Genomic DNA, 26,883 nt, shown 5'->3' with positions numbered 1-26,883 from the left:
GCATCGTTTTTTTATCTGGATTCCTACTCAATTTCGGCTTAAAAATCTCTGTGCGGGGAAATAATGTTATTTTTTGTCAATGGCATATCTCATCGGTTGATTTGCTTTTTTTCTCGTTTTTCCCCTGCATTTCATCGACAGCAAATAATTGGCGCCGGGGTAGGCGGTGCCGGTTTGATGTCCAGATTAGAGTCCAGTTCGATAAAACTGTTCGCCTGGTTATGCTTGCTGACGCTGGCCTTGGGTGTCAGCCCGGCGCAGGCGGCAGGGCCCAGCACGGAGTGCCCACCGAACCAGAGCTTCACGGTGGCTGCAGGAGGAAACCACACGATCGACCTGTCCGGATGCACGCCGTTCGGCTTTACGGGTATGCCCGTGCCGCCTTCGCATGGCAGCATCCCTAACGTCGCTGGCAATGGCACTGGCATCGTTGTCTACACCAATAATAGTGACGGGGCTACTTCCGATACCTTTACTCTGAGTGACGACCTTGCTGGCGATATCGTTTTTGTCGTGACGATCTTGCCGCCAACGAGTCCCATCACGGTGACGCCGGCCAGCTTGCCCGCTCCCGTGATTGGCGTGAGCTATAACCAAACCATAAGCTCCACCGGTGGCATCGCCCCCTATGCCTATACGCTATCCTCCCTCTTGCCGGCAGGTATGAGTTTGTCGTCCGCGGGCCTTATTTCAGGCACGCCGACGGCGACTGGTGTGTTCGTGTTTGGCGCGCAGATCACGGATTCGACCACGCCGACAGCGCTTACCACCACCAAGAACTATTCATTCACGGTGGCCGCACCTGTGCTGGCGATTACACCAGCAAGTCCAGCGGCAGGAGCCGTGTCACAGGCTTATAGCCAGCAATTCAGTACCAGCGGCGGCACCTCTGGCTACACCTATGTAGTGGAGTCCGGGACTTTGCCGACGGGCTTGAGCCTGTCGGCCAGCGGCCTGTTGTCGGGAACGCCTACAGGTACAGGTACTTTCAATTTTGTCTTGAAATCCACGGATAGTACGGGTGGCGGTGGTCCTTATGCCAAAACGATCAGTATCAGCCTGACGATCAATGCTTTGCCTATTCCCACGGTGAGCAGTATCTCGCCCACCACGGGCCCCACTACGGGCGGCACCAGCGTGATCATCACCGGTACCAATCTGACGGGGGCAACGGCAGTGCGCTTTGGCGCCACCAATGCCACCGGCTTTACCGTCAATAGCGCCACGCAAATTACAGCGACTGCGCCTGCCGGTACGGGGACGATAGATGTACGGGTGACCACTAGTGGCGGCACCAGCGCCACCAGTGCCGCAGACCAGTTCACGTATCTGGCGGCGCCAACGGTGAGCAGTATTTCACCTACTGCTGGCCCTGCCACTGGTGGCACCACTGTGATCATCTCGGGTACTAATTTTAGTGGCGCAACGGCAGTCACTTTCGGTGCCACGGCGGCCACTGGCTTTACCGTCAATAGCGCCACGCAGATTACGGCTACCGCGCCTGCCGGTAGCGGTACGGTGGATGTGCGGGTGACCACGGGCGGTGGCACCAGCGCCACCAGCGCCGCAGATCAGTACACGTATATAGCAGCACCAACGGTGGGCAGTATTTCACCTACCTCCGGCCCCGCCACGGGCGGCACCAGCGTGATCATCACCGGTACCAATCTGACGGGGGCAACAGCCGTGCGCTTTGGCGCAGGCAATGCCACAGGCTTTACCGTCAATAGCGCCACGCAGATTACAGCGACCGCACCGGCCGGTACTGGTACGGTGGATATCACCGTCATTACCGGCGGTGGCACCAGCGCCACAAGCGCCGCAGACCAGTACACATATGTGGCGGCACCGACGGTGAGCAGTATTTCACCTACATCTGGCCCCACCACGGGTGGCACAAGCGTGACCATCAACGGTACGAACTTTGTTGGTGTGACGGCAGTGACCTTCGGCGGTACGGCAGCTAGCAGCTTTACGTTCAATAGCGCCACGCAAATTACCGCCACGGCGCCTGCCGGTACGGGCACGGTCGATGTGCGGGTGACCACGGGCGGCGGTACCAGCGCCACCGGCCCCGCAGACCAGTTCACGTATCTGGCGACGCCAACGGTGAGCAGTATTTCACCTACTGCTGGCCCCGCCACGGGGGGCGCCAGCGTGACCATCAACGGTACGAACTTTGCTGGTGTGACGGCAGTGACCTTTGGCGGTACGGCAGCCAGCAGCTTTACGTTCAACAGCCCCACGCAAATTACGGCGACCGCGCCTGCCGGTACGGGCACGGTGGATGTCAGGGTGACCACGGGCGGCGGCACCAGCGCCACCAGCGCCGCAGACCAGTTCACGTATGTGGCGGCGCCAACGGTGAGCAGTATTTCACCTGCGTCGGGCCCCGCCACGGGCGGCACCAGCGTGACCATCACCGGTACAAATCTGTCAGGGGCAACAGCAGTGCGCTTTGGCGCCGGCAATGCCAGCGGTTTTACCGTCAATAGCGCCACGCAAATTACGGCAACTGCGCCTGCCGGTACTGGTACGGTGGATATCACCGTCATTACCGGCGGTGGCACCAGCGCCACCAGCGGTGCAGACCAGTTCACGTATCTGGCGGCGCCAACGGTGAGCAGTATTTCACCTACTGCTGGCCCCGCCACGGGTGGCAGCAGCGTGACCATCACCGGTACGAACTTTGGTGGTGTGACGGCAGTCACCTTTGGCGGTACGGCAGCTAGCAGCTTTACGTTCAACAGCGCCACGCAAATTACGGCAACCGCGCCTGCCGGTACGGGGACGGTGGATGTGCGGGTGACCACGGGCGGTGGCACCAGCGCCACCGGCGCCGCAGACCAGTTCACGTATGTGGCGGCGCCAACGGTGAGCAGTATTTCACCTACCTCCGGTCCTGCTGCGGGTGGCACCAGCGTGACCATCACCGGTGCCAATCTGACGGGGGCAAGCGCAGTGCGCTTTGGCGGTGGCAATGCCAGCGGCTTTATCGTCAATAGCGCCACGCAAATTACGGCAACTGCGCCTGCAGGAACTGGTACGGTGGATATCACCGTCATTACAGCTGGTGGCACCAGCGCCACCGGCGCCGCAGACCAGTTCACGTATGTGGCGGCGCCAACGGTGAGCAGTATTTCGCCCGCCGCGGGATTAGCTACGGGCGGCGCCATTGTGAGCATCACCGGTAGCAACCTGACGGGGGCAACGGCAGTGAGGTTTGGCGCCAGCAATGCCGCCAGCTTTACTGTCAGCAGCGCTACACAGATCACAGCGACTGCGCCTGCCGGTACGGGTACGGTGGATGTGCGGGTCACCACGGGTGGTGGCACCAGCGCTACCAGCGGTGCAGACCAATTCACCTATGTGGTGCCGCCGACGATCAGCGTGGCGCCGTCCGTTTTGCCAGCCATCACAGCAAGCACTGTTTACAACCAGACGATCAGCGCCTCAGGCGGCGTCACCCCTTACAGCTTTGCCATCACCAGCGGCACCTTGCCTGCTGGCTTGACCCTCGCGGCCAACGGCGTGTTGTCGGGCACGCCGACGGCGGCAGGCGCGTACAGTTTTACCGTCACTGCAACTGACAGTAGTGCCAGCCCTGGTCCTTATACAGCTTCACGCGCTTATAGCGGTACCGTGGCTGCGCCGACGATTGCGATCACGCCAGGGGCGCTGACCGCAGTAAGCGTTGGCACCGCCTACAGCCAGCAATTGACAAGCAGCGGTGGCAGCTCACCGTATGCCTATACGGTGACGAGCGGAAGCTTGCCTGCAGGCATTACCCTGAGTGCCAGTGGTTTGCTGAGTGGTACGCCGATGGCGGCAGGCAGCTTCAGCTTCACCGTGCAAGCGGTCGATGCACATGCATTTACCGGTACGAAGAGTTATACCCTGGTCGTATCGCCAGCTACGCTCACCCTGAATCTGGCAACCTTGCCTAACCCGGTTGCGGAAACGGCCTATAGTGCTACCCTCACGGCCAGCGGTGGCACAGCGCCATATACCTACAGCGTTAGCAGCGGCAGCTTGCCTGCCGGCTTGAGTCTGAACACGGCTACCGGCGTGCTGTCAGGCACGACGAATGTCGCCGGCAGCTTTACCTTCAGCCTGCGCGCTGCCGACAGCAGCACGGGCGTGGGGGCGCCGTTTAGCGTCACTAGCAGCTATACCGTGACAGTGGCTGCGCCGACGATTTCGATCACGCCGGCGACCCTGCCAGCCGCCACTGCTGCCACAGTCTATAGCCAGCAATTGACGGCCAGCGGCGGCATCGGCCCCTATGCCTACACAGTGTCGACCGGCAGTCTGCCTGCCGGCCTTACCTTGAACAGCAGCGGTTTGCTCAGTGGTACGCCGACGGCGGGCGGCAGCTTCACCTTGACCGTGCAAGCGGCCGATGCGCATGCATTTACCGGCACGCAAAGCTATACCCTGGTCGTTTCCTCGGCCTCGGTCAGCCTGACGCCAGCCACGCTGACCAATCCAACGGCAGAAGCGGCCTACTCTGCAACGCTGACGGCAGCAGGCGGCACGGCGCCATACACATTCAGTGTCAGCAACGGCAGCCTGCCTGCCGGTTTGAGCCTGAATGCGGCCACCGGCGTGCTCTCCGGCATGACGAATGTGGCCGGCAGTTTCCCGTTCAGCATCAAGGTCACGGACAGCAGCACGGGCGTGGGCGCACCGTTCAGCGCGACCAACAGCTACACCCTGGCAGTGGCGGCACCGGTCCTGAGCCTGACGCCGTCCAGCCTGGCAGCGATCCGTGCCGGCGACGCCTACAGCCAGACATTCACGGCCGCTGGCGGCGTCGCGCCATACGCGTATGCGCTGAGCAGTGGTACCTTGCCAACTGGCCTGGTGCTCGATGCGGCGACCGGCATCGTCAGCGGTACGCCGACTGTGGCGGGCAGCTTTGCCTTTACTTTGCAGGCCAGGGACGCGCACCTGTTCACGGTGCAGCAAGCGTTGACCCTGCAGGTGAACCAGGCGCCGCCGCCGGTGCCCAATGAGACGGCGACCACCTCGTCCAACCAGGAAGTGAGCCTGACTATCGCTTCCACGGATGGCAGCCCGATCACGGATGTGACCATCGTCACGCCGCCGCAGCATGGGCGCGTCACGGTGGTGGCGAGCGGCGCGGCGGGGGGCGGCAGCGGCCGCGCTTTCAAGGTGACGTACGTGCCGAATGCCGACTACTTCGGTCCTGACGCCTTCAGCTACACGGCGACGGGCCCGGGTGGCACTTCCGCGCCGGCCACGGTCAGCCTGACGGTGGCGCCGCAGCCGGTGCCGGTGCCTGTCGCCAAGACGGCGACGGTACTGGCCGGCACGCCGGTGACCCTGCATGTGACGGAAGGCGCCACCGGCGGACCGTTCACGGCAGTGGCGATTACCACGCAGCCCGCCAGCGGTACGGCGACGGTCAGCGGCATGGACATCGTCTACACGCCAGGCATCAATACCAGCGGCGACATCAGCATCGGCTACACCGTGTCGAACGCGTTCGGCACCTCGGCGCCGGTGAAAGCGAGCATCAGTGTCAATCCGATGCCGCAGGTGGTCAGCCAGAGCGCCACGGTGGTGGCGGGCCTGACGGTGACGGTCGACCTGACGGCGGGCGCCACGGGCGGCCCGTTCACGGCAGCGAATGTGCTCAGCGTGGCGCCGGCGGAGGCGGGCAAGGCGGTGGTGCGCGACGTGGGCACGGCTGGCAAGCCATCGTACCAGCTGAGCTTTGCGGCGTCGGGCAAGTTTGCCGGTGCGGCCGTCGTCAGCTACACCCTGAGCAATGCCTATGCCACCTCGAAGCCGGGCGTGGTCAACGTCACCGTGACGGCGCGGCGCGACCCGTCGGTCGATCCTGAAGTGATCGGCCTGCAGGCGGCGCAAGCCGATGCGGCGCGGCGTTTCGCCAGCGCGCAGCTGTCGAACTTCACGCAGCGCCTGGAAAGCCTGCATGGCGACGGCTGGGGACGGTCGAGCTTTGGCCTGAGCCTGACGCCGCCGAACGACAGCGGCAACCCGACGGCGGCGCTGGCGCGCTGGCAGGAGCAGGAAGCGGACCGCGTGTTTGGCACGGCCGTGAAACCGTTCATGCGCAAGGCGGCCTTGCGCCAGCATGATGGTGGTTTCAGCAGCGACAAGACGGGCGGTGCGGATGTCGGCCAGGCCACGAGTGGCTTGCCGGACATGCCGCAGAAACCGGACACGCAGAAGCAGGCCTTGTCGCTGTGGCTCGGTGGCGCGGTCGACTTCGGCCAGCACTATGTGAATGGCCGCGACACGGGCTTCCGTTTCCGCACCAATGGCGTGAGCGTGGGCGGCGATTACCGCCTCAGCGATCTGGCCACCCTGGGCGTGGGCGCCGGCTTCAGCCATGACCGCAGCGACGTGGGCCAGAACGGCAGCCGCAGCACGGCCGACAGCGCCGTGGCGGCCGTGTATGGCAGCTTGCGTCCAAGCAAGGGCGTCTTCCTCGACGGCGTGCTCGGCTACGGCACCTTGCAGTACGATGCGTCGCGTTACCTGACCGATGGCAGCGGTTTCGCCACCGGTGAGCGTGACGGCAAGCAAGTGTTCGGCGCGGTAGTGGGCGGCATCGAGATGCGCCAGGAAACCTGGATGTGGTCGCCATATGGCCGCGTGGAACTGATGTCGGCCAAGCTCGATCCGTACACGGAGAAGGCGGCGGGCATCAACGCCCTGAGCTACTTCAAGCAAACCGTGCGTTCGCGCATCGGCGCGCTGGGCGTGCGGGCCGAGGGCATCTATGTGGGCGGCCTGGGCACGTGGTTCCCGCGTGCGCGGCTCGAGTACCGCCACCAGTTCCAGGGCGCCGATGATGCGCGTCTGGCATATGCCGACCTGGTGGCGGACGGCCCCGTGTACGTGATCCGCACGGTGCCGCAGCAGACGGGCAACTGGGCGGCGGGGCTGGGCGTGAAGCTGCTGCTGTCGAATGGCATGACCATCACGCTGGACTACAACAGCAATCTGAACATCGATAGCGGACGTACCCAGTCGGTGATGTTCGGTATCGCCATGCCGCTCAAGTAATCATGTAGTCAGGCGAGCCCTGAGCGCCGGCCCGGAGTCAATCCGGTCCGGCGATTTTTTTTGCCCGCGCGCCGTCACAGCGTCCAGGGGTGCTCTTCGGCGCCGGCGACAATGCCGCCAAGCAGGGCCTGATCGCGTTCCCCATGGCTCTGGCGCAGGAAGACGGGCAGGTCGGCTGCCAGGCGGGCGAAGCGGGCATCGCTGCACAGGGGGCCGGCGCCCAGCGCCCGCGTGGCCAGGTGCAGGACGAGGGTGGCTGCATCTTCCGCTGCCAGGCGCAGGCGCAGGGCCAGGCCCATGGCGTCGCGCTGCGGCTGTGCGTCGATCTCGGCCGCGCCTTCGCGCAGCAGGGCGCCGGTGGCGCGCAGCGCGCAATCGATTTGTCCCAGTTGCGCCAGGCGGACGGGGTCGGGAGCGGCGTGCTGCGCGCGCGCATGCAGGTGGCTGGCGACAGCACCGGCCGCGCCATACCACGCGGCCGCGATGCCGGCGCCGCCATGCCAGAAACCGGGGCGCTGCAGATACGCGCCAGGCGCGCCCACGGGAAAGGCGCGCGCGGCAGAAAAAGTCACGTCGACGCTGGCGCAGGCATGCATGCCGACGGCCTGCCAGCCTTCGTCCGTGACGTGCACACCCGGCTGCGACAGGGCTACGGAGGCCAGGCAAGCCTGGCCATCGTCGTTCCAGCAACAGAGCAAAGCATGGCTGAGGCCCTTCGCTCCGGAACACCAGGCCTTGCGTCCGTCGAGCACATGGCGGCCATCATGCGTTTGCCGCAAGCGGACGCGCGCGCCCGGCATGTCCGCGCACCAGACACCCCAGCTGCTGCCGGCCGGTACGCCGGGGCCGCCGATTTCCGCCAGGATGGCGAGCGCATCGGTATGGCTTTCATACAGCTTGAGCAGGGAGAGGTCGATGGCGGCAATGGCAGCGAGCATTTGCCAGCGCTGCAGGGTGGCGCCGTGGCCGGGCAGGGGTAACTGGTCCAGTCCCGCGTCGCGCAAACGCCGCAAGCCTTCGATGGGGTGGAAAGCGCTGTCCTGCGGCTGCAGCAGAGCATCCAGTGCGGCGTGGGAGGGCAGGGGGAAGGTATGCTGCGACATGGCAAGCTCCTGTTTTTTAACAGGATAGCTTTTTATTTTTGCAATGTCTGTTTGATTTTACACATTAGCTGCTAATGGCCACGAGTCCGTGAAGCGACGGGCAAGAAGATGTTGCTGCGGCAACTGCAGGGCCGGGCGGCCCTGCAACAGATCACGCGCTTACTTTTTTACGTAGTGCATGTCCAGGACATACACACCCTTGTCCAGCATCACCGTGTACAGGTCGTTGCCGCGCAAGGACAGGCCGCCGGGGACGCTTAGCGCCGGCAGCATGCCTTTGTCCAACATGCACGATTCGCCATTGTCCACGTCGACGCACCACTGCTGCTTCTTATCTCGCAACACATAGTTCACGGTGGTGCCGCTGCGCTGGAAAGCATAGGCCGGAACCGACGAGGTAATCTTATCGACGCGCAAGTTCGTCGGCGCGGCATTGTCCGCCAGCTTGATCAGCATGTCGGCTGTACCGTCCGGCTTGCCGGTGATCTTCGCGCTCATGCCGTCCGTCGCGATCACGGCACCGGAGCAATCGGCTTTGAAGTAGGTCTCGCCGGTCGGCGTCAGTTCCAGCGAACCGCTGCCGTCGCTCTTGAACGCGATGACGAGCGATTGACGGTCGTGATTGTCGCAGGCCGACTGCCACGTGCCGATATACGCGGCCAGTGGCGAGTTGGTGCCGGAATCGCTGGCAAGCTGCTGTGTCGAACCGCCGCCACCGCCGCCACCGCAGCCGGTCAGGAGTGCCGCGGCCGAGCCGACCAATACTGCCAATAATTTTTTCATTCAGAGTCCTTTTCATCCGGCAGCGGAGCGTGCCGCCAACGCGGCCTGATTATAGGAGTATTAATAGGGGGAAATTCTCACCGAAACTATCTCTGACTTGATTTGGATCATGTCGCGGCAAGGCGCTGAAATGAATTGGTGGACTGAAGGGAATATGCGGCGTCACTGGTGCGCATTGCGCCGACCATGCGGCGCAATGGCTAATGTATCGTTTACTGTTTTACATAGCGCATATCGAGTACATAAGCGCCGTCTTTTTCCATCACGGTAAACAATTCATTGCCGCGCAGATAAAAGCCGCCCTTGCCACTTTCTGCTTTTTGCAAGCCGGTATCGGGGATGTCCGTGTAGTTGCCACTGCCATCATTGATGCGCCAATGCGGTTTGCCATCCAGCATCACCGTAGTGACGGTAGGACCCGTAATCTGGATGGTGTGGGCTGGAAGCGATGATACGACTTTGTCGATGCGGATGTCCGACGCCGGGCTGTCCGCCGCCAGCTTGAGCTGAATATTGCCTGCGCCATCCGGCGTCGCGATAATCTTTTCACTCGTGGTTTCCGTGAACTGCACGGGGCCGCTGCAATCGGGAGTGCTGAAATTTTCGCCGTAGGTCGACATTTCCAAAGCGCCGCTGCCATCGCTTTTGAGGGCGACGACCAGGCGCTGGCGGAAATGGCCGTTACAAGCGGGTTGCCAAGTACCAACATAAGCGGCCAGTGCCGGCGGAGCCGGGGGCGCGACCACCACCGGCGGGACAACTGCGTCACCGCTAACGCTATTGTTACCGCTACCGCTACCACCACCGCCACCACCACCGCAGCCAGTCAATACCACGGTGCTCGATACCATTAATAAAGCCAATACTTTTTTCATGCGTAATCCCTATAAATTATCAACCGGCTGGAGGCCGTGCCGTATGCGCGGCGATATTATAAGGTACATGTCTATTTTATTCTTGTTAAATCCGTAATTGGCAGCAATGCCTGCATTGAGCATGGCCATTGGATAATTTCTGGCAGGAGCGGTTGATCCTGGTGCTGATGTGGCGGGAGATAAACGAAGATAATCTCAAGTGCCGCCATTTAATGGCGGCGAAGAGAAACAGGTGGGTGCCGCACCTAATCCTGCGGGAGGCATATATTGATATGGCCGATTATGAAATTCGTGCCGGCGCCTGAAAATGGCGCCGGCCGCCGCCAGAGATGGCCGACTTAAAACTCTTCCCAGTCATCGCCAGCCGCTGCCTTGGCGGGGGGGCGCTGTGCCGCTTGCGGCTTGGCAACGCTCAGGCGTTTGGCTGGCACTGACGTGTTTGGCGTGACGGCGCGCGGCGCTGCTGCCGGCGTTGCAGTCGGCGCTACCTGGCGCGCTTGCTCGCCCAGCTTGAAGACGCTGACCACCTCGGCCAGATGGCTGGCCTGGTCTTGCAGGCTTTCGGCGGCCGCTGCCGCTTCCTCAACCAGGGCCGCGTTTTGCTGCGTCACGCCATCCATCTGCGCCAGCGCCTGGTTGACCTGGGCGATGCCGTCGCTTTGCTCGGTGGTGGCGACGCTGATGTCGGCCATGATCGCGGTGACCTTGCGCACGCTGTCGACGACCTGCTCCATGGTGGCGCCTGCCTCATCGACGAGCTTGCTGCCGGCGGCCACCTTGCCCACGGAATCGTCGATCAGCAGCTTGATTTCCTTGGCCGCGGCCGCAGAGCGCTGCGCCAGGTTGCGCACTTCCGTGGCGACGACGGCGAAACCGCGGCCCTGTTCGCCCGCGCGCGCCGCTTCCACGGCCGCGTTCAGGGCCAGGATATTCGTCTGGAAGGCGATGCCATCGATGACGCTGATGATGTCGACGATCTTGTTCGACGAGTCATTGATCGAGGTCATCGTTTCTATCACCTTGCCGACCACTTCGCCGCTCTTCTGCGCCACGCTCGATGCGGAAGCGGCCAATTGATTCGCCTGGCGCGCATGGTCGGCGTTTTCCTTGACCGTGCCCGTCAGCTCTTCCACCGAGGCGGCCGTTTCTTCCAGCGAACTGGCTTGCTGTTCCGTGCGGGCAGACAGGTCGTTATTGCCTTGCGCAATTTCGGCGCTGGCGCGCGCCACGTTGTCGGCACTGGCTTGCACTTGCAGCAGCACGGCGTGGATCTTTTCCACGAAGGCATTGAAACCCTTGCCGATGACGGCCAGCTCGTCGGTGCCCTTGACTTCCAGCTTGACGCGCAGGTCGGCGTCGCCGCTGGACAGGTCCGTCATGGTACGGCCCAGGGTGCGCAGCGGGCGCGTCAGCTGGTTGACGACGAGGGTCAAAATGCCAGCCGTGGCTGCCGCGCACAGCAGGGCGACGATCAGGGTGTAGATCATCAGGTCGCGCGCCGAGGCGGTGGCCACGCTCTTCGGAAAGTTCAGTTCCACGCTCCACGGCGCGATGTCGGGGTGGATCTGCAGCGGCTGCAGCAAGTGGATGTAGCCCTTGTCGTCCTCGTATTCATACGGCTGGCCCTGGCGCACCTTTTCCAGGCCGGCGGCCGGCACGTCGTCGGCCTTCTTGCCCAGCCGTTCAGGCGCGGGATGGCTGGCGTACAGGCCGCCGTTCGAGATCAGGGCCAGCTTGCCGCCTTCGATCACTTTCAGGTCGGCGAGGATTTTCGCCAGGCGCGTGAGCATGAAGTCGGCGCTGGCCGTGCCCTTGAAGCTGCCGTCGATCATGATGGGCGCCACCAGCGAGGCCATCAGCACATCCTTGCCATCGACGGGGTAGATATACGGTTCCGTAAAGTAGGTCTTGCCCGTGCGCTTGGGGACGTCATACCAGTCGTTGGCGCCCGGTTTCGGGTCGAAGACGATGGGTTCGACTTGCAGCTTGCCGCCGGCGCCCCGCGTCCAGTAGGGCATGAAGCGGCCGCTGGCGTCGTAGTTCGGTTTCTGGTTGGCAAATTCCGCATCCTTGCCGTCGAGCGCGTTCGGTTCCCACGTCACGGCCGAGCCCAGCAAGTCTTCCGAGCTGGTCAACGTCGCCTTGGTCAGCTCATTGATCTGTTCGCGCTGCAGGGGCAGGCTGGCGCTTTTGGTGCCGCGCATGGCGCCGGCCAGGCTGGAGACGCTGGCCAGGTTGCTGGCGATGCGCGCCTGCAGCGCGCCCGCCACTTCGCGCGTCGAGGTGCGCGCCAGTGCCAAAGCGGCCGCTTCGGCGCTGGCGCTGCTCTTGTAGCCGATTACCGCGGCCGTGACACCCAGGCTGAGGATGGCGAGCGCGGTGGCGGCGACGCAGATTTTACTGTTCAGTGATAGTTGCATGAGGCTGTTCCTTGATGGGGAGAGGTATCGGTGTCTCGGGCGTCGCGGGTAGCGCGCCTAGAAAGTCTTGCTGACGGCCAGCACGAAGGTCGTCGCGGCCGGGTTCGAGGTGGCGAACTGACCGGCCGCATTCGGGATGCCCAGGGTGTAATGGTCGTAGGCGTCGGTGGCGCCCCACGCGCGCGTGACGGCGCCACTCAGGCTCCAGTCGCCGTCGAAGGCCCTGGTAACGCCGGCCTTGGCGTCGCGCCAGTTCCAGATGGCATTGCCCGTGCCCGCCACGCGGCCATTGCCGGCGTGCAGGTTCAAGGTCCAGGCATTGCCCAGGTCGACATTCGCGCCCACGTCCAGGTAAGCCGTGCCGCGCGCATTGGTGATGCCGAAAAAATCCCGCGTGACGGTATGGTTGTACTTGGCGTACAGCATCTTGTAGCTCAGGCCCAGCGACAGCTCGCCATAGTCGTACTTGACGCCCGTGGCGCGGTAGACGGCGTCCGGATATTTGTAGTAATACGCGAGCAGGCTGTAGCCCAGCTCGCCAGCCGTGCCGCTGTAGCCGCCGTACAGGTCCCATTCGATGCTCGCATCCTGGATATAGCGGTCGCTGACGGTGGACGCCCAGGTGCCCAGCGACCAGCCGCTCGGGTGCGCGTAGTCGGCACCCGCCTGCAGCGCGGGCTTGCCCCAGGTCTGGCGAAAGCCGCGCGAAATGTATTGCGAGGTGAGGCTGGCATTGGCGCTGAAGGTGGCGGCCGTGTTGTCCGTGGTCTGCGCCTGTACGGGCAGGGCGGCCAGCAGGAAGAGGCAGCCCAGCAAGGATATTGCAGGAAAATGGTGATGCGATGGCATGACAGTCAGCTCCGTATTTGCCGGCAGCGGCCGTCCAGGCGCGTTGCCCTGATGGTTGCAATAAAAATGCGGAATGGACTTTGCGCAAGCGAGGCGACATGGTCTGCATGCTCGCAGGAACATGCACACATTCTCACCAAACGTAACCGAAAGGATAGGGGCTAGGGCTAGTGGAAGTCAATAAAGTTGCGCTACGGAAATCGTAAGTTGTTGTTTCCTGGCACTTTTTCATGCGCCTGTCATATTCCCGGCGCGCCACGGCTGGCCGCCTGCTGCAAGCTGGCCAGCAAGGCGGGCAGGGCAGCATGCAGGGCATGCAGGTCGCCAGCCTGTAGCGCGGCCTGCATTTCCACCAGGCCCGAGGGCTGGCCCCAGACGACCTGTGCGCTCAGCCGGGCGCCGTTGTCGAGCCCCGTGACGCTGACCAGCAGGGCGACTTCTTCCGGGGCATCTTCGGACACCGCTTCGAGCAGGCAGGAAATGCCGAAATGATAGTCCTGGAAGGCGCTGGCCGTGCCGCTGGAAAAGGCGAACACGGAGGCGAGCACCTGCGGCGCAGCGGCCGCGAGCGGCGGCAGGGCGGTGCGGAACAGGGGCAGCAAGTCGTTTTCCAGCTGGCGCACCAGCGGATGAGTGTGGCTGAGGACGGTCATGTGCGGATGAAAGGAGTGGCGGCGCGCGATGGTAGCAGTTTTTGCCGCTATTGTGCTCATGTACTGGTCCTACCAGTGGCCTCAATCGTCGTCGCTGGTGACGCGCGTGCGCACGAAATCGATGTGGCCTTGCATGGCCGTGCGCGCCTCTTCGGGCTGGCTGGCGCAGATGGCCTGGCACAGGGTGCGGTGCTGCGACAGCAGTTGCAGCGAGGTCGCCTCGTCTTGCTGGCGCAAGCCCGTGCCATTGATGGTGATGTGTTCGCGCAGCATGCCGATGATGCTGGTGTGCAAGTGCAGAAACATGGTGTTGTGCGATGCTTGCGCGATGACTTCATGCAGCCTGGCATCGGCCTGCGCTTCGCCGTGCTTGTCGTCGCTGGCGCGTGCCTGTTCCAGCTCGGCCAGCAGCGCCATGATCTGCGCGCGCTCGTCCCCGCTGGCCCGTTGCGCCGCAAAATAGGCCGTCGCTCCTTCCAGCACGCGGCGAAATTCCAGGATGTCGTCGCGCAGGGCAGGGTGGTCGGCCACCAGCTGGCTCCACGGCGACGCCATGCCGGTGCGCAATTGATCCGTCACAAAGACGCCCGCGCCGCGCCGGCTGCGCACCAGTCCCAGCGCCGCCAGCCGCTGCACCGCTTCGCGCACGGTGTTGCGCGAGACCCCATATTGCTGCGCCAGCAGGCGTTCGGCCGGCAGTTGCGTGCCCGCCGGCAAGCTGCCGTCCAGCAGGGCGGTCTCCAGCCTGCGCATCACCATCTCGACCCTGCCCCGCGTTTGCATGCCTGTCGCCATTGCTGTCTCTCGGTGTTGTTTTAAAGTGGTCCGAGCAATTTGAAGTGGCTCACGGAAGCTGGAATTATGCGTGAACCGGTCATTCTTAACAACACACAGCGGCGCCACAGCAACACACAGAGCGCCGGGGAGACACACTCATGCAGCCAGACCCGCGCCAGCCACGCCACTACCCACCCGCACCGCTCCAGGTGTACCTGTTCGCCACCTGCCTGGTCGACCTGTTCGTGCCGCAAGCGGGACTCGACGCGGTGCGCCTGCTGGAGCGGGAAGGCTTGCTGGTGCATTATCCGCGCGGCCAGAGCTGCTGCGGCCAGCCCGCTTACAGCAGCGGCAACCCGGAACAGGCGCGTGCCGTGGCCCGTGCCCAGTTCGACCTGTTTGCGCAGCCGTGGCCCGTGATCGTGCCGTCCGGCTCCTGCGCCGGCATGATGCGCCACCACTGGCCGCAGCTGTTCCAGGATGATCCGGTGGCCGGGCCCAAGGCGTTGGAGCTGGCCGAACGCGTGTATGAACTGAATGAATTTCTCGTCTGCGTGCTGAAACTCGACCTGGCCGGCCTGGCCCTGGCCTCCCCCGGGCAGGCGGAGGAAAACGTGGTGCTGCATACCTCATGCGGCGCGCGCCGTGAAATGGGCACGCGCCTCCATGGCGTGGCCCTGGTCGACGCCTTGCCCGGCGTGACGCGCATCGAGCACCAGCGCGAATCGGAATGCTGCGGCTTCGGCGGCACGTTTTCATTGAAACACCCGGATATTTCCGGCGCCATGGTCAGCGACAAGATCGCCTCGGCCTGCGCCACGGGCTGCGACCGGCTCGTCTCGGCCGACTGCGGCTGCCTGCTCAATATCGGCCACGCCGCGCAGCACCAGGGCGCGCCGCTGCCCGTCGAGCACCTGGCCAGCTTCTTGTGGCGCCGCACGGGAGGCGCGGCATGAGCGCCACCCTGACTGCGCGCGAGCGCATGCTGGGGCGTCTGCGTGCCGCCGCGCCTTCAGCGCCCGAAGCGGTGGAGGCCATCGATACGGCCATCGACAGCCACTACCAGGCGCGCCGCGTCGCATCGCCGCAGTCGCCGCGCCAGCAGATAGCCGCCATGCAGGCAGCCTTGCGCGCCGCGCATGCGGATGTCGACTGCGTGAGCAGCGATGCCTGGCCCGCGCTGCTGGCGCAGCGCCTGGACGCGCACGGCACGCGCCGTTTGCTGCTCGATACCGGCGGCACCGAAGGCCAGGCCTTGCGGGCCGCCTTGCCAGCCGGCGTGGAAGCGCTGCCTTTTGAGCGTCCGCTGGCGCAGTGGAAGGGCGAATTGTTCGATACCGTCGATGCCGGCTTTACCGTCGCCCGTTCGGGTATCGCCGCCACGGGCACCCTGGTCATCGCACCCGATGCGGCCACGCCGCGCACGGTGTCGCTGGCGCCGCCCCTGCATATCTGTCTCGTGTATGCCAGCACCTTGCATGCGGACCTGCATGCGGCGGCGCGCGCCGAGCGCTGGGCGGACGGCATGCCGGCCAACCTGGTGCTGGTGTCGGGCCCCTCGAAAACGTCGGACATCCAGCAAACCCTCGCCTATGGCGCACACGGCCCGCGCTGGCTGTGGGTGCTGATCATCGATGATTTGCCAGCCCTTGAAGGAGACCAGCCATGAACGCCAAGCCCATGCAATTCGTCAAGCCGGCCGATTTCCACGCGCGCGCCCGCGCCGCGCTGGACGACCCGAAGCTGCGCCAGAGTTTTCGCGGCGCCATGGATTTTTTACAGGACAAGCGCAGTGCCCAGTTCCCCGACGGCGACGAACTGGAACGCCTGCGCGACATCGGCGAAGCCGTGCGCCAGCACGCGCTGGCGCGCTTGCCCGATTTGCTGGTGCAGCTGGAAGACAGGCTGACTGCGGCGGGCGTGCAGGTGCACTGGGCCGAGGATGGCGAGCAAGCCAACGCCATCATCCACGCCATCGCCGAAAGGAACCACGCGACGCGCTTCATCAAGGGCAAGTCGATGGCCAGCGAGGAAATCGAACTGAATCATTACCTGGAAGCGCGCGGCATGACGTGCCTGGAGTCGGACATGGGCGAGTACATCGTCCAGCTGGCCGGCGAAAAGCCGTCGCATATCGTCATGCCGGCGATTCACAAGACGAAGGCCGATATCGCCGGCCTGTTCGCCGAGCATATTCCCGATGCGCCCTATACGGAAGACGTCGACAGCCTGATCCATACGGGGCGGCGCGCCCTGCGCCAGGCCTTTGTCGAGGCGGACATCGGCCTGTCCGGCGTGAACTTCGCGGCGGCCGACACGGGCACCCTGTGGCTGGTGGAAAACGAAGGCAATGGCCGCTTGACGACGTCCGTGCCGGAGGTGCACATCGCCATCATGGGCATGGAAAAAGTGGTGGCCAAGCTCGAACATATCGTGCCGCTGGCGAGTCTCTTGACGCGCTCGGCGACGGGGCAAGCCATCACCACGTATTTCAACCTGATTTCCGGCCCGCGCCGCGCTGGTGAACAGGATGGGCCGCGCGAAGTGCACCTGGTCTTGTTAGATAACGGCCGCAGCCAGGCTTACGCGGACGAGCAGCTGCGCGCCACCCTGCAATGCATACGCTGCGGCGCCTGCATGAACCACTGTCCCGTCTACACGCGTATCGGCGGCCACGCCTACGGCACCACGTATCCGGGGCCGATCGGCAAGATCATTTCGCCCCACTTGCTGGGACTTGAGGCGACGGCCGACCTGGCCACCGCGTCGAGCCTGTGCGGCGCCTGCGGCGAAGTATGTCCCGTGCGCATCCCGATTCCGCAGTTGCTGGTGCGCCTGCGCACGGAGGCCAACCGCAACCCGACCGAGGAAGTCAGCCATCCGCTGCGCGGGCAGGGCGCCAAGTTCAGCCGCGGTGAAAGCCTGATTTGGCGCTTCTGGAGCGGCGCCTTTGCGCGCCCCGCCAGCTACCGTTTGTTCCGCTGGGCCGCCACGCGCCTGCGGATGCTGACGCCGCGCGCGCAACTGGGCTGGACGCAGCACCGCAAGCCCTTGATGCCGGCGCCGCGCAGCCTGGCCGACCTGCTCAATGCGCGGGGGCAGGAAGAATAGTCCGCCCGCAGCACCGTAAAAAACACGCTACACACAATGACATTAAAAGCCGTTTTTTCACTTAACCCGCATCCACCGGAGGAGACCCGACATGCAAACCTGGACCCAACTTTATACACCGCTCGGCAGCTTGTGGCTGTCGTCGCTGGCGGCAGCCATTCCCATCATTTTCTTCTTCATCGCCCTGGCGGCGCTGCGCATCAAGGGGCACGCGGCGGCGGCCGTCACCCTGGCGCTGGCGCTGGCCGTGGCGATTTTCGCGTATGGCATGCCCGTGCCGCAGGCGCTGGCGGCGGCTGGCTACGGCTTTGCGTATGGCTTGTGGCCGATCGCCTGGATCATCGTCACGGCCGTCTTCCTGTACAAGATCGTCGTGAAGACGGGGCAGATCGAGATCATCCGCGCCTCCGTATTGTCCGTCACGGACGACCAGCGCCTGCAGGTACTGTTGATCGGCTTTGCTTTCGGCGCCTTCCTGGAAGGAGCGGCCGGTTTCGGCGCGCCTGTGGCCATCACGTCGGCGCTGCTGGTGGGCCTGGGTTTCAACCCGCTGTATGCGGCGGGCCTGTGCCTGATCGCCAATACGGCGCCCGTGGCCTTTGGCGCCATGGGTATTCCCATCATCGTGGCGGGGCAGGTGACGGGCATCGATCCCTTCCTGATCGGCGCCATGGCGGGCCGCCAGCTGCCGCTGCTGTCGCTGCTGGTGCCGTTCTGGCTGGTCTTCATGATGGATGGTTTCCGCGGCGTGCGCGAAGTATGGCCGGCTGCACTGGTGACGGGTTTGAGCTTTGCCGTGACCCAGTACTTCACGTCGAACCATATCGGCCCTGAACTGCCGGACATCACCTCGGCCCTCGTCAGCCTGGTGTCGCTGACCTTGTTCCTGAAAGTGTGGCAGCCAAAGAATGCGAAAGTGGCCCATGCCGTCGGCGGCGGTACGGCTGCGCTGTCCGGTTTTGGCGGTGGCGCCGGCAAGGCGGACCTGCGCGGCAGCGGCAGCCGCGCCGCCTCGCCCTACACGACGGCGCAGACCATGCGCGCCTGGGCGCCGTTCGGCCTGCTGACGGCCATCGTCACCGTGTGGAGCCTGCCCGGTTTCAAGGCGCTGTTTGCCGCCGGCGGCGCGTTGTCAAGCCTGGTCATCAAGATCCACGTGCCCTACCTGGACCAGCTGGTGATCAAGACGATGCCCATCGTGGCCGCGCCGAAGGCGTATGACGCGGTCTTCAAGCTCGACCTGCTATCGGCCGTGGGCACGGCGATCTTGCTGACGGCCGTACTGGCTATGCTGATGCTGCGCATGAAGCCGCGCGATGGCCTCAAGGCGTTCGTGGAAATCGTGGTGGAATTGCGCCGTCCCGTGCTGTCGATCGGCCTGGTGCTGGCGTTTGCCTTCGTTGCCAATTACTCGGGCATGTCGTCCACCCTGGCCCTGCTGCTGGCCGGCAGCGGCGCCGCCTTCCCGTTCTTCTCGCCATTCCTGGGCTGGTTGGGCGTCTTCCTGACGGGGTCCGACACCTCCTCGAACGCCTTGTTCTGCTCCCTGCAAAACACGACGGCGCACCAGATCGGCGTCTCCGACACCTTGCTGGTGGCGGCCAATACGACGGGCGGCGTGACGGCGAAGATGATCTCGCCCCAATCGATCGCCGTCGCCTGTGCGGCGACTGGCCTGGTGGGCAAGGAATCGGACCTGTTCCGCTTTACCTTGAAGCACAGCCTGTTGTTTGCCGTGATCATCGGTATCATCACCATGCTGCAGGCCTACGTGTTCACCGGCATGATCCCGCACTGAGCGATCCGTAGAAGTACGTAGTAAAACTAGATGAAATGATAGCGAAACGTGCAGAGGGTCATGAAAATGACCTGATGCACTGCAGCATATCGAGGATGGCCCGGCGCAATGCCGGGTCCGCGGCGATACCATCCGCATCGAGACCCGACCCCAGCAGAGGCAGGCTGATGCAGGCCTCGTCGATCAGGCGCGCCGACATGGTGCTTATCGTTTCGCGCAAGGCCGCCCGCGCATGCGTGGCGCGCGGCGAAGCGTTCAGCAGCACCAGCGGCTTGTCGATGAATGATTCATTTCCTACCATCCAGTCCAGCGCGTTTTTCATGGGGCCGCTTACGCCGTGCGCGTATTCGGGGCTGGCCAGCATCAGCACGTCGGCCGCCAGGATGGCGTCGCGCAGGCCTGTCACGGCCGGCAAGCTGTCGGCGTCGAGGTCGGGATTGAACAGGGGTAATTCACCGAGTCCCTGATAGATGCGGATGTCGAATGGCGTTGGGGCAAGCTGGGCGATGGCGCGCAGCAGGGCGGTGTTCAGCGAGGCGGCGCGCAGGCTGCCGGCGATGGCGAGGATGGTGATGGGCGTTTTCATCCCGCCTGTATAGCCCATCCTGTGCTCAAGCGCAAGGCGAGCAGGATGGCGCTATCGATGTTGCACAGCCGATCAGTGGCTGGGTACTGCGTCACTTAACGGCTCAGGCCGCTCATCCAGCTAGGCTGCGGGTTGGCGCGGGCCAGTTCGCGCATGCGGTATTCCAGATCGTAACGGTCGGTCGATTCGGCCAGGTAGGCTTCTTCGTAAGCGCGTTCGCGGCGGTCGCTGCTTTGGTTCAGCCAGGCTCCGACGCGCTTGGCGGCGTGGACGAGGGTGGCGACGATATTGCTGTTTTGCGTGGTGTGGTAAGTAAATGCGGTAGACATGGCAGACTCCTTATGTGGCGTGCCGCGTTGTGCTGCACTGCAATATAAGTATAGCGATTCCAAGTTATAAGGCTACTTTTGATTTCAAATGTCAGCTATTCATTTTTATAATAACAGGCGGGAAAGCTGCGCAATACGGGGCTTTAAGGCATAATGCCGGCGCAGTATCGTAGTTTTACTACAAGACTGTTTTGTCCTGGATGTTGTTTTCAGACGCAGCCCGCAGGCGTGCCGCGCCCACAAGACATCGTTCTGACGAGAAACGGTCGGCCGTGCGCCTGCCGCGCGCAAGAATCGCCGTGCCTGCCCCCTATCGCTGATGGCAGTCATGGCCCACGCTGATATCTGCGTGGCGCTTGCGCGTCCTGGTGCTGCCCGGATGGAAACGCTTCCATGCCTGGCAAGATCAACTTGGAATTGAAAAATGGAGAAGGTATGGAATACGTAAAGCAAGGCCAGGGCGTACCGTCCGCACGGGCCGGCACGCAAAACAATACAGGCGCCCTGATCATTGTCACGGTGCTGTTTTTCATGTGGGGGCTGCTGACCTCGCTCAATGATGTGCTGATTCCCCATCTGCGCTCGATCTACACCTTGACCTATGTACAGGCGATGCTGGTGCAGTTCTGCTTCTTTGGCGCTTACGCCATCGTCTCGCTGCCGGCCGGCATGCTGATCAAGAAAATCGGCTACCAGCGCGGCGTCGTCGCCGGCCTGCTGATCGCCGCCGCCGGCTGCGCCATGTTCTACCCCGCATCCACCGGCAGCTATGCGCTGTTCCTCTTGTCCTTCTTCATCCTGGCGGCCGGCATCACCGTGCTGCAGGTGGCGGCCAATCCCTACGTGACAGAACTGGGCGACCCGCAGACGGCGTCGAGCCGTTTGACCCTGACGCAAGCGTTCAATGCGCTGGGCACCACCGTGGCGCCGGCCTTGGGCGGCATGCTGATCTTGTCGGGCACCGTGCTGACGGTGCAGCAGTTCGACCTGCTGCCAGCGGCCGAACAACTGGCCTACCGCGCCAAGGAAGCGGCCTCCGTGCAAGGTCCTTACATGGTGCTGGCCGCTACCCTGGTGATACTGGCGGTGCTGTTCGCGCTGGCAAAATTGCCGAAGATTTCGCATGCGGACGATGCCGCTGCCCTGGCGCAGGATGGCCACAAGGTGTCGATCTGGTCGCACCGTCACCTGGTGCTGGGCGCGCTGGCCATCTTCCTGTATGTCGGTGGTGAGGTCAGCATCGGCAGCTTCCTGATTAACTTCCTGGGCGAGAGCCATATCGCTGGCCTCAGCCACGCCGACGCTGCCTATTTCGTCAGCTATTACTGGGGTGGCGCCATGCTGGGCCGCTTCGTCGGCTTTGCCGTGATGCGCTATGTCAGCCCGGGCAAAACCCTGGCATTCAACGCCGCCGTCGTCATCGCACTGATCCTCGTCGCCGTGTTCTCCAGCGGTCACACGGCCATGTGGGCATTGATCGCCGTCGGCCTGTTCAATTCCATCATGTTCCCGACCATCTTCAGCATGGCCCTCAACAAGCTGGGCGCGCAAACGGGCCAAGGCTCGGGCATCCTGTGCATGGCCATCGTCGGCGGCGCCATCGTGCCGTTCATCCAGGGCTTCCTGGCCGACCACATCAATCTGCAGCTGTCCTTCCTCGTGCCGGCCCTGTGCTACACCTTCATTTTGTACTTCGGCTGGAAGTACGCCAGCATGTACAACGACGCCGCCGCCAAATAAGCTGCGCTGTCGTGATCAATCAAAAGGGTGGCCTCGGCCACCCTTTTTTTGTCAGTGCGCGAACTGCGTGCCCAGCACGTCCTGGCATACCTCGAGCCAGGCGCGCGCCGCATGCGACAGATAGCGCCCGCTCCAGACATGCGCGACCTGCCATGCCACCTCCGGTTCGACGAGGCGCACCGCCTCCAAAGGTTCGCCGGCCAGGCGGTGGATGAACGGCTCGGGCAGCAGGGCCACGCCCAGGCCGGCCGAGGCCATCGCCACCAGCCAGTCCCACTGGCCGCTCTGGGCCGCAATCGTCGGCGAGAAACCCGCCTGCGTGAAATGCTGGCGCAGGCTGCGCGTGAGCGCGAAATCATCCTTTAACAGCACCAGCGGCAGGTCGGCCAGCGCCTTGAAGGGCAGTGTCGTGCGTTTTTTTTGGAACGTGCCCGGTTCGGCCAGGGCCCAGATCGGGTAACTGGCGATGGTCACCGCCACGAGATCGAGTTCCGGGTCGGCCGGCAGCACCGTCATGCCGATTTCCAGCTCGCCGGCCGCCACCTTGCGCTCGATCTGCTGGCCCGTGTCTTCCTGCAGGGTCAGGCTGATGTGCGGGTGGCGCGCGCGGAAGGCCTTCAATACTGGCGTAAACAGCACATTGATCATGGGCGGGATGCCGACCGTCAGGCTGCCGCGCTGCAAGGCCTGGGTGTCGCGCACTTCCAGGGTCAGCTGGCGCATATTGGCCAGCATTTCCTGGCCGTGCTGGTAGACGATGCGGCCCGTGTCCGTCAGGGTCAGCTTGCGCCCGTCGCGCACCAGCAGCTGGGCGCCCACTTCCTCTTCCAGCTGGCGCACCATCTTGCTGATGGTGGACTGGGTCAGGTGCAGCGATTCTGCCGCCTGAGTAAAGCTCGACAGGCGCACGGTTTCGACAAAATAGCGCAGGGAACGGATATCCAAGATGGGACTCGCCTCGGCAAAGCATGAAAATATCGACTGGGTTTGGCGAAATTAATTCATGCCATGCATGTAACCGGGATTTTATACTGAATCCACTTATGGGGTTGGTGTATGACAGCCATCCAGTTTGAGAATATTAAGAATATCAGGAGCATCACGATGTACGAGGACCGTATCCGCCACCCAGGCTTGCTCAGCAAAATCATGAGCGCCGATGAGGCAGCCAAATTGTTCCGCAACGGCATGCGTGTCGGCATGAGCGGCTTTACCCGTGCCGGCGACGCCAAGGCCCTGCCGCGCGCGCTGGCCGAGCGCGCCTTGCAAGACCCGCTGAGCCTGACCCTGATCACGGGCGCTTCGCTGGGCAATGGCAGCGACGGCCTGATGGCCGAGGCGGGCGTGCTGGCGCGCCGCATGCCGTTCCAGGTCGACCCTGTGCTGCGCGGCAAGATCAACAACGGTGAAGTCATGTTCATCGACCAGCATCTGTCGGAAACAGCCGAGCAGCTACGCTCAGGCAACCTGGCTGCCGTCGATATCGCCGTCATCGAAGCGACGGCCATCACGGCCGCGGGCGCCATCATCCCGACCATGTCGGTGGGCAACTCCGCCGCCTTCGCCCAGCAGGCAACGCAGGTCATCGTCGAAATCAACCTGTCCACGCCGCTGGCGCTGGAAGGCTTGCACGACATTTATATTCCGCAAACCTTGCCGGGCCGCGAGCCGATTCCCCTCACGCGCGTCGACCAGCGGCTGGGTAGCACGGCCATCGCCATCGATCCGGCCCGCATCGCCGCCATCGTCATCACGGACAGCCCCGACAGCCCGTCGAACGCCTTGCCGCCCGACGCGGAAACGCAGGCCATCGCCAGCCACGTGATCGCCTTCCTGCAAGGCGAAGTGGCAGCCGGGCGCATGGGCCCGGAATTGCTGCCCCTGCAGGCGGGCATCGGCACCATCGCCAACGCCGTGCTGCATGGCCTGATCGGTTCGCCTTTCCAGAATATGACGATGTATTCGGAAGTGCTGCAGGACAGCGCCATCGAGCTGCTCGATTCGGGCCAGCTGGCGTTTGCCTCGGCCTCGTCGATCACCCTCTCGGCTGCCGTGCATCAAAAGCTGATGGACAATATCGACCATTACCGCTCGAAGATCGTGCTGCGCCCGCAAGAGATCAGCAACCATCCGGAAATCGTGCGCCGTCTGGGCATCATCGCCCTGAACACGGCGCTCGAATTTGATATTTATGGAAACGTCAATTCCACGCACGTGTGCGGCACGCACATGATGAACGGCATCGGCGGCTCGGGCGACTTTGCGCGCAATGGGCAAGTGTCGATGTTCGTGTCGAAATCGGCGGCCAAGGGTGGGCGCATTTCCAGTGTCGTGCCGATGGTCTCGCATGTGGACCATACGGAGCATGACGTCGACGTACTGGTCACGGAGTGGGGTTTTGCGGACTTGCGTGGCCTGGCGCCGCGCGAACGGGCGCCGTTGATCATCGAGCGCTGCACGCATCCCGACTACCGCGATCAATTGCGCGCGTATTACGACGCGGCATGCCAGCGCGGCGGCCACACGCCGCACCTCCTGGAGCAGGCGCTGTCGTGGCATACGCGCTACCAGGAAACGCAGAGCATGCTGGCAGCGTAATAAATCAGGTCAGCGCAGATAACGGCAGGACAGGGCAGGGCGGTACATCATCGCGCCTGCCCATTTTTTCGCATGGCGCACCTTGCGCCAGATCAAAGGTCAGACTGCCGGTGCAAAGCGCAGGCGGATGCCTTCTGTGACGACAGCCAGCAAGTCGTCGATATGCGCGTTCATTTCCGGATGCGGCGTCCACGGGTCGCCCGCATCCATGACGATGCGCAGCGACACGAGGCCGTGCAGCGATTGCCAAAAGATTTGCGTCATCGTGTGCAGCGCCGGCTCGTCCTGGCGCACCTGGCCCGCCTGCGCCAGCTCGCCGAACAGGTGCAGCGCATAGGCGTACGGGTCCTGCTCGATATTGCCGTGTTCGACTTCGACGGCATCGATTTCCGCATGCGGACGCAGCTCCATGAAGATCAGCGAATACTCGTCGGGATGCTGGAAGCCGTATTCTATGTAGGCGCGGCCGACCAGGCGGATGCGTTCCCACGGGTCAGTGCTGGTGGCGCACGCCGTGCGCATGGCGCGCACCAGTTCCAGCAAGTCCTTGTCCATGGCCTGGGCGATCAGGGTGGCCTTGTCGCGGAACAGGGCGTATACGACGGTGGTGGAAAAACCGGCCGCCTCGGCCACCTTGCGGATGGAGACGGCGCGTGCGCCGCCCTTCTTGATGAGATCTTTGACGACGTCGATGATGTGCTCGCGCCGCGCCTGAGCCTCGCGTAACTTTCTTTCCTGGATATTAGTTAACTTCTTGTCCACGACTCTTTCCTGGCGACTCTATGAAAGCAAGAATTATAGGGGGGCGACCCGGCGCCAATGTGTCAGCCGCTGTTACAAATCAGTTTTTTGTCCGGTAGATGCAACAGCTGACCGATTTTTCGCGCTTTTGCCCGGCACTTTTCCATCGATGCCCCGGATTGGTGCATAAATCGCCGGACCAGGCTTTGCGAACGGGGCCAAAGGGCGGAAAATAGCGGGATAGCTTACACTGCGTTTTTTAGCGCGCCGGCATTGGCCCACGAGGCGACGCCGGAACACTTACATTCGGACGGGATCATTACATGACCATTAAAATCAGCCAGAACTTCGACTCGGGCGCCATCGAGGTGGTGAGCGCCACCAGCGCCGGCGCCATCGACCTGAACTTGCGCAAGGATAGCCACGCCGACATCCACCAGTGGTTCCACTTCCGCCTGCAGGGCGCGCGGGGCCAGGCATGCACGATGCGCTTCCTGAACGCGGGCCAGGCCACCTATCCGGCCGGCTATGAAGACTACCAGGCCGTGGCCAGCTACGACAGCGAAAACTGGTTCCGCGTGCCGACGTCGTTCGATGGCCAGGTCATGACGATCTCGCATACACCGGAACTCGACAGCGTGTACTACGCCTATTTCGAGCCGTATTCGTGGGAACGCCATTTGCGCCTGCTGGGCGAAGTGGCCGAGCATCCGCTGGCACGCGTATCCGACCTGGGCAGCACGGTCGATGGCCGCGACATGAACATGGTGACCATCGGCAACCCGCAGGCGGAAAAGAAAATCTGGGTCATCGCGCGCCAGCATCCTGGCGAATCGATGGCCGAATGGTTCGTCGAAGGCCTCATCGACTCGCTGCTCGACGACGCCAATCCGATCGCGCGCAAGCTCTTGCAGCGCGCCGTGTTCCACATCGTGCCGAACATGAATCCGGACGGCTCCATCCGCGGCAACCTGCGCACGAATGCGGCAGGCGCAAACCTGAACCGCGAATGGATGACGCCATCGCTGGAGTCCAGCCCGGAAGTGCTGTGCGTGAAAAACAAGATCCACGAAACGGGCGTCGACATGTTCTTCGACATCCATGGCGATGAAGCGCTGCCGTACAACTTTGTGGCCGGCAATGAAATGCTGGAAAACTTCACGCCGGCCCAAGCGGCGCACCAGAAGGCTTTCATCGAGCGCTACAAGCAGGCCAGCCCCGACTTCCAGGACAAGTTCGGCTATGCGGCCAGCAAGTACAAGTCGGACATGCTGACCCTGGCGTCGAAATACATCGGCCACCACTTCGGTTGCCTGGCGCTGACCCTGGAAATGCCGTTCAAGGAAAACGCCGACTTGCCCGATCCGGCCGTAGGCTGGAACGGCGCGCGCAGCGCGGCCCTGGGCGCGGCCATGCTGCAGCCTATCCTGCTGTCGCTGGATTGAACGGCGTTGT

At 63.4% G+C, this 26,883-nt stretch carries 20 protein-coding genes; 9 read left to right on the top strand and 11 right to left on the bottom strand.

All coding sequences use genetic code 11. The annotated features are described in order from the left end of the window. Positions 1–177 precede the first annotated feature (177 nt). Positions 178–7,065 carry an IPT/TIG domain-containing protein gene (locus ACQ4WY_RS06910; protein WP_436503354.1) on the top strand — a complete coding sequence of 2,296 codons (6,888 nt, stop codon included), beginning with the start codon at positions 178–180 and terminating at the stop codon, positions 7,063–7,065. 74 nt (positions 7,066–7,139) lie between these two features. Here the strand turns inward: ACQ4WY_RS06910 and ACQ4WY_RS06905 are convergent, their stop codons facing one another. From ACQ4WY_RS06905 to ACQ4WY_RS06895, 3 genes are all read right to left on the bottom strand, one after another. Further along, a complete protein-coding gene (locus tag ACQ4WY_RS06905; RefSeq protein ID WP_436503353.1) occupies positions 7,140–8,168 on the bottom strand; it encodes an acyl-CoA dehydrogenase family protein in 1,029 nt (342 codons plus the stop codon). Positions 8,169–8,327: 159 nt separating this feature from the next. After that, a complete protein-coding gene (locus ACQ4WY_RS06900) occupies positions 8,328–8,951 on the bottom strand; it encodes a hypothetical protein (protein WP_436503352.1) in 624 nt (207 codons plus the stop codon). Positions 8,952–9,163: 212 nt separating this feature from the next. Continuing rightward, a complete protein-coding gene (locus ACQ4WY_RS06895; RefSeq protein ID WP_436503351.1) occupies positions 9,164–9,826 on the bottom strand; it encodes a hypothetical protein in 663 nt (220 codons plus the stop codon). Between the two features lie 128 nt (positions 9,827–9,954). Between ACQ4WY_RS06895 and ACQ4WY_RS06890 the strand changes: the two genes are divergently transcribed. Beyond that, positions 9,955–10,131, top strand: a complete 177-nt coding sequence (locus ACQ4WY_RS06890) for a hypothetical protein (protein ID WP_436503349.1) — start codon at positions 9,955–9,957, stop codon at positions 10,129–10,131. A gap of 33 nt (positions 10,132–10,164) precedes the next feature. Here ACQ4WY_RS06890 and ACQ4WY_RS06885 read toward each other — a convergent pair whose 3' ends face one another. The 4 genes from ACQ4WY_RS06885 to ACQ4WY_RS06870 form a co-directional block, all read right to left on the bottom strand. Continuing rightward, complete coding sequence (locus tag ACQ4WY_RS06885; protein ID WP_436503348.1) at positions 10,165–12,246, bottom strand: methyl-accepting chemotaxis protein; 2,082 nt, start codon at positions 12,244–12,246, stop codon at positions 10,165–10,167. Between the two features lie 57 nt (positions 12,247–12,303). After that, positions 12,304–13,095: a TorF family putative porin gene (locus ACQ4WY_RS06880; protein ID WP_436503347.1), complete on the bottom strand. Its 792-nt coding sequence runs from the start codon at positions 13,093–13,095 to the stop codon at positions 12,304–12,306. 239 nt (positions 13,096–13,334) lie between these two features. Continuing rightward, a complete protein-coding gene (locus ACQ4WY_RS06875; RefSeq protein ID WP_436503346.1) occupies positions 13,335–13,808 on the bottom strand; it encodes a hypothetical protein in 474 nt (157 codons plus the stop codon). Positions 13,809–13,829: 21 nt separating this feature from the next. Next, on the bottom strand, positions 13,830–14,531 hold the full coding sequence (locus ACQ4WY_RS06870) for a FadR/GntR family transcriptional regulator (protein WP_436503345.1): 702 nt from the start codon (positions 14,529–14,531) through the stop codon (positions 13,830–13,832). Positions 14,532–14,683: 152 nt separating this feature from the next. Between ACQ4WY_RS06870 and ACQ4WY_RS06865 the strand changes: the two genes are divergently transcribed. The 4 genes from ACQ4WY_RS06865 (at position 14,684) to ACQ4WY_RS06850 (ending at position 19,434) form a co-directional block, all read left to right on the top strand. Further along, complete coding sequence (locus ACQ4WY_RS06865; RefSeq protein WP_436503344.1) at positions 14,684–15,481, top strand: (Fe-S)-binding protein; 798 nt, start codon at positions 14,684–14,686, stop codon at positions 15,479–15,481. Beyond that, positions 15,478–16,194: a LutC/YkgG family protein gene (locus ACQ4WY_RS06860; RefSeq protein ID WP_436503343.1), complete on the top strand. Its 717-nt coding sequence runs from the start codon at positions 15,478–15,480 to the stop codon at positions 16,192–16,194. Before ACQ4WY_RS06865 ends, ACQ4WY_RS06860 begins: the two co-directional genes overlap by 4 nt. Then, positions 16,191–17,636 carry a LutB/LldF family L-lactate oxidation iron-sulfur protein gene (locus tag ACQ4WY_RS06855; protein ID WP_436503342.1) on the top strand — a complete coding sequence of 482 codons (1,446 nt, stop codon included), beginning with the start codon at positions 16,191–16,193 and terminating at the stop codon, positions 17,634–17,636. Before ACQ4WY_RS06860 ends, ACQ4WY_RS06855 begins: the two co-directional genes overlap by 4 nt. 91 nt (positions 17,637–17,727) lie before the next feature. Further along, positions 17,728–19,434, top strand: a complete 1,707-nt coding sequence (locus tag ACQ4WY_RS06850; protein WP_436503341.1) for a lactate permease LctP family transporter — start codon at positions 17,728–17,730, stop codon at positions 19,432–19,434. 58 nt (positions 19,435–19,492) lie between these two features. Here ACQ4WY_RS06850 and ACQ4WY_RS06845 read toward each other — a convergent pair whose 3' ends face one another. Next, positions 19,493–20,020, bottom strand: coding sequence for an NADPH-dependent FMN reductase (locus tag ACQ4WY_RS06845; RefSeq protein WP_436503340.1), 528 nt, complete (start codon positions 20,018–20,020; stop codon positions 19,493–19,495). Between the two features lie 95 nt (positions 20,021–20,115). Beyond that, on the bottom strand, positions 20,116–20,349 hold the full coding sequence (locus ACQ4WY_RS06840; protein WP_080698581.1) for a DUF3563 family protein: 234 nt from the start codon (positions 20,347–20,349) through the stop codon (positions 20,116–20,118). Between the two features lie 435 nt (positions 20,350–20,784). On the opposite strand from ACQ4WY_RS06840, the gene fucP reads away from it, so the two are divergent. Beyond that, positions 20,785–22,089, top strand: a complete 1,305-nt coding sequence (gene fucP / locus ACQ4WY_RS06835; protein WP_436503339.1) for an L-fucose:H+ symporter permease — start codon at positions 20,785–20,787, stop codon at positions 22,087–22,089. A gap of 51 nt (positions 22,090–22,140) precedes the next feature. On the opposite strand, the gene ACQ4WY_RS06830 is transcribed toward fucP, so the two are convergent. Continuing rightward, positions 22,141–23,034 (bottom strand): LysR substrate-binding domain-containing protein, encoded by an 894-nt coding sequence (locus tag ACQ4WY_RS06830; RefSeq protein WP_436503338.1) that lies wholly within the window; start codon positions 23,032–23,034, stop codon positions 22,141–22,143. A gap of 159 nt (positions 23,035–23,193) precedes the next feature. On the opposite strand from ACQ4WY_RS06830, the gene scpC reads away from it, so the two are divergent. Continuing rightward, positions 23,194–24,687: a succinyl-CoA:acetate CoA-transferase ScpC gene (scpC, locus tag ACQ4WY_RS06825; protein WP_436503337.1), complete on the top strand. Its 1,494-nt coding sequence runs from the start codon at positions 23,194–23,196 to the stop codon at positions 24,685–24,687. A gap of 99 nt (positions 24,688–24,786) precedes the next feature. Here the strand turns inward: scpC and ACQ4WY_RS06820 are convergent, their stop codons facing one another. Next, positions 24,787–25,449, bottom strand: coding sequence for a TetR/AcrR family transcriptional regulator (locus ACQ4WY_RS06820; RefSeq protein ID WP_436503336.1), 663 nt, complete (start codon positions 25,447–25,449; stop codon positions 24,787–24,789). A 302-nt stretch (positions 25,450–25,751) separates the two neighbouring features. Here ACQ4WY_RS06820 and ACQ4WY_RS06815 point away from each other — a divergent pair, with 302 nt between their 5' ends. Continuing rightward, entirely contained in the window at positions 25,752–26,873 is a 1,122-nt protein-coding gene (locus tag ACQ4WY_RS06815; protein ID WP_436503335.1) for a M14 family metallopeptidase, read from the top strand. Positions 26,874–26,883 lie beyond the last annotated feature (10 nt).

It is taken from the genome of Janthinobacterium salmonicoloratum (assembly GCF_051380845.1).
Lineage (GTDB): Bacteria > Pseudomonadota > Gammaproteobacteria > Burkholderiales > Burkholderiaceae_D > Janthinobacterium > Janthinobacterium lividum_F.
Note: the sequence above shows the minus strand (reverse complement) of the source record. Positions and strands in the feature narration are given on the sequence as shown.

Coding starts and splice junctions, on each gene's coding strand:
- ACQ4WY_RS06910 (WP_436503354.1), top strand. CDS start 178: ATGTCCAGATTAGAGTCCAGTTCGATAAAACTGTTCGCCTGGTTATGC.
- ACQ4WY_RS06905 (WP_436503353.1), bottom strand. CDS start 8,168: ATGTCGCAGCATACCTTCCCCCTGCCCTCCCACGCCGCACTGGATGCT.
- ACQ4WY_RS06900 (WP_436503352.1), bottom strand. CDS start 8,951: ATGAAAAAATTATTGGCAGTATTGGTCGGCTCGGCCGCGGCACTCCTG.
- ACQ4WY_RS06895 (WP_436503351.1), bottom strand. CDS start 9,826: ATGAAAAAAGTATTGGCTTTATTAATGGTATCGAGCACCGTGGTATTG.
- ACQ4WY_RS06885 (WP_436503348.1), bottom strand. CDS start 12,246: ATGCAACTATCACTGAACAGTAAAATCTGCGTCGCCGCCACCGCGCTC.
- ACQ4WY_RS06880 (WP_436503347.1), bottom strand. CDS start 13,095: ATGCCATCGCATCACCATTTTCCTGCAATATCCTTGCTGGGCTGCCTC.
- ACQ4WY_RS06875 (WP_436503346.1), bottom strand. CDS start 13,808: ATGAGCACAATAGCGGCAAAAACTGCTACCATCGCGCGCCGCCACTCC.
- ACQ4WY_RS06870 (WP_436503345.1), bottom strand. CDS start 14,531: ATGCAAACGCGGGGCAGGGTCGAGATGGTGATGCGCAGGCTGGAGACC.
- ACQ4WY_RS06865 (WP_436503344.1), top strand. CDS start 14,684: ATGCAGCCAGACCCGCGCCAGCCACGCCACTACCCACCCGCACCGCTC.
- ACQ4WY_RS06860 (WP_436503343.1), top strand. CDS start 15,478: ATGAGCGCCACCCTGACTGCGCGCGAGCGCATGCTGGGGCGTCTGCGT.
- ACQ4WY_RS06855 (WP_436503342.1), top strand. CDS start 16,191: ATGAACGCCAAGCCCATGCAATTCGTCAAGCCGGCCGATTTCCACGCG.
- ACQ4WY_RS06850 (WP_436503341.1), top strand. CDS start 17,728: ATGCAAACCTGGACCCAACTTTATACACCGCTCGGCAGCTTGTGGCTG.
- ACQ4WY_RS06845 (WP_436503340.1), bottom strand. CDS start 20,020: ATGAAAACGCCCATCACCATCCTCGCCATCGCCGGCAGCCTGCGCGCC.
- ACQ4WY_RS06840 (WP_080698581.1), bottom strand. CDS start 20,349: ATGTCTACCGCATTTACTTACCACACCACGCAAAACAGCAATATCGTC.
- fucP (WP_436503339.1), top strand. CDS start 20,785: ATGGAATACGTAAAGCAAGGCCAGGGCGTACCGTCCGCACGGGCCGGC.
- scpC (WP_436503337.1), top strand. CDS start 23,194: ATGTACGAGGACCGTATCCGCCACCCAGGCTTGCTCAGCAAAATCATG.
- ACQ4WY_RS06815 (WP_436503335.1), top strand. CDS start 25,752: ATGACCATTAAAATCAGCCAGAACTTCGACTCGGGCGCCATCGAGGTG.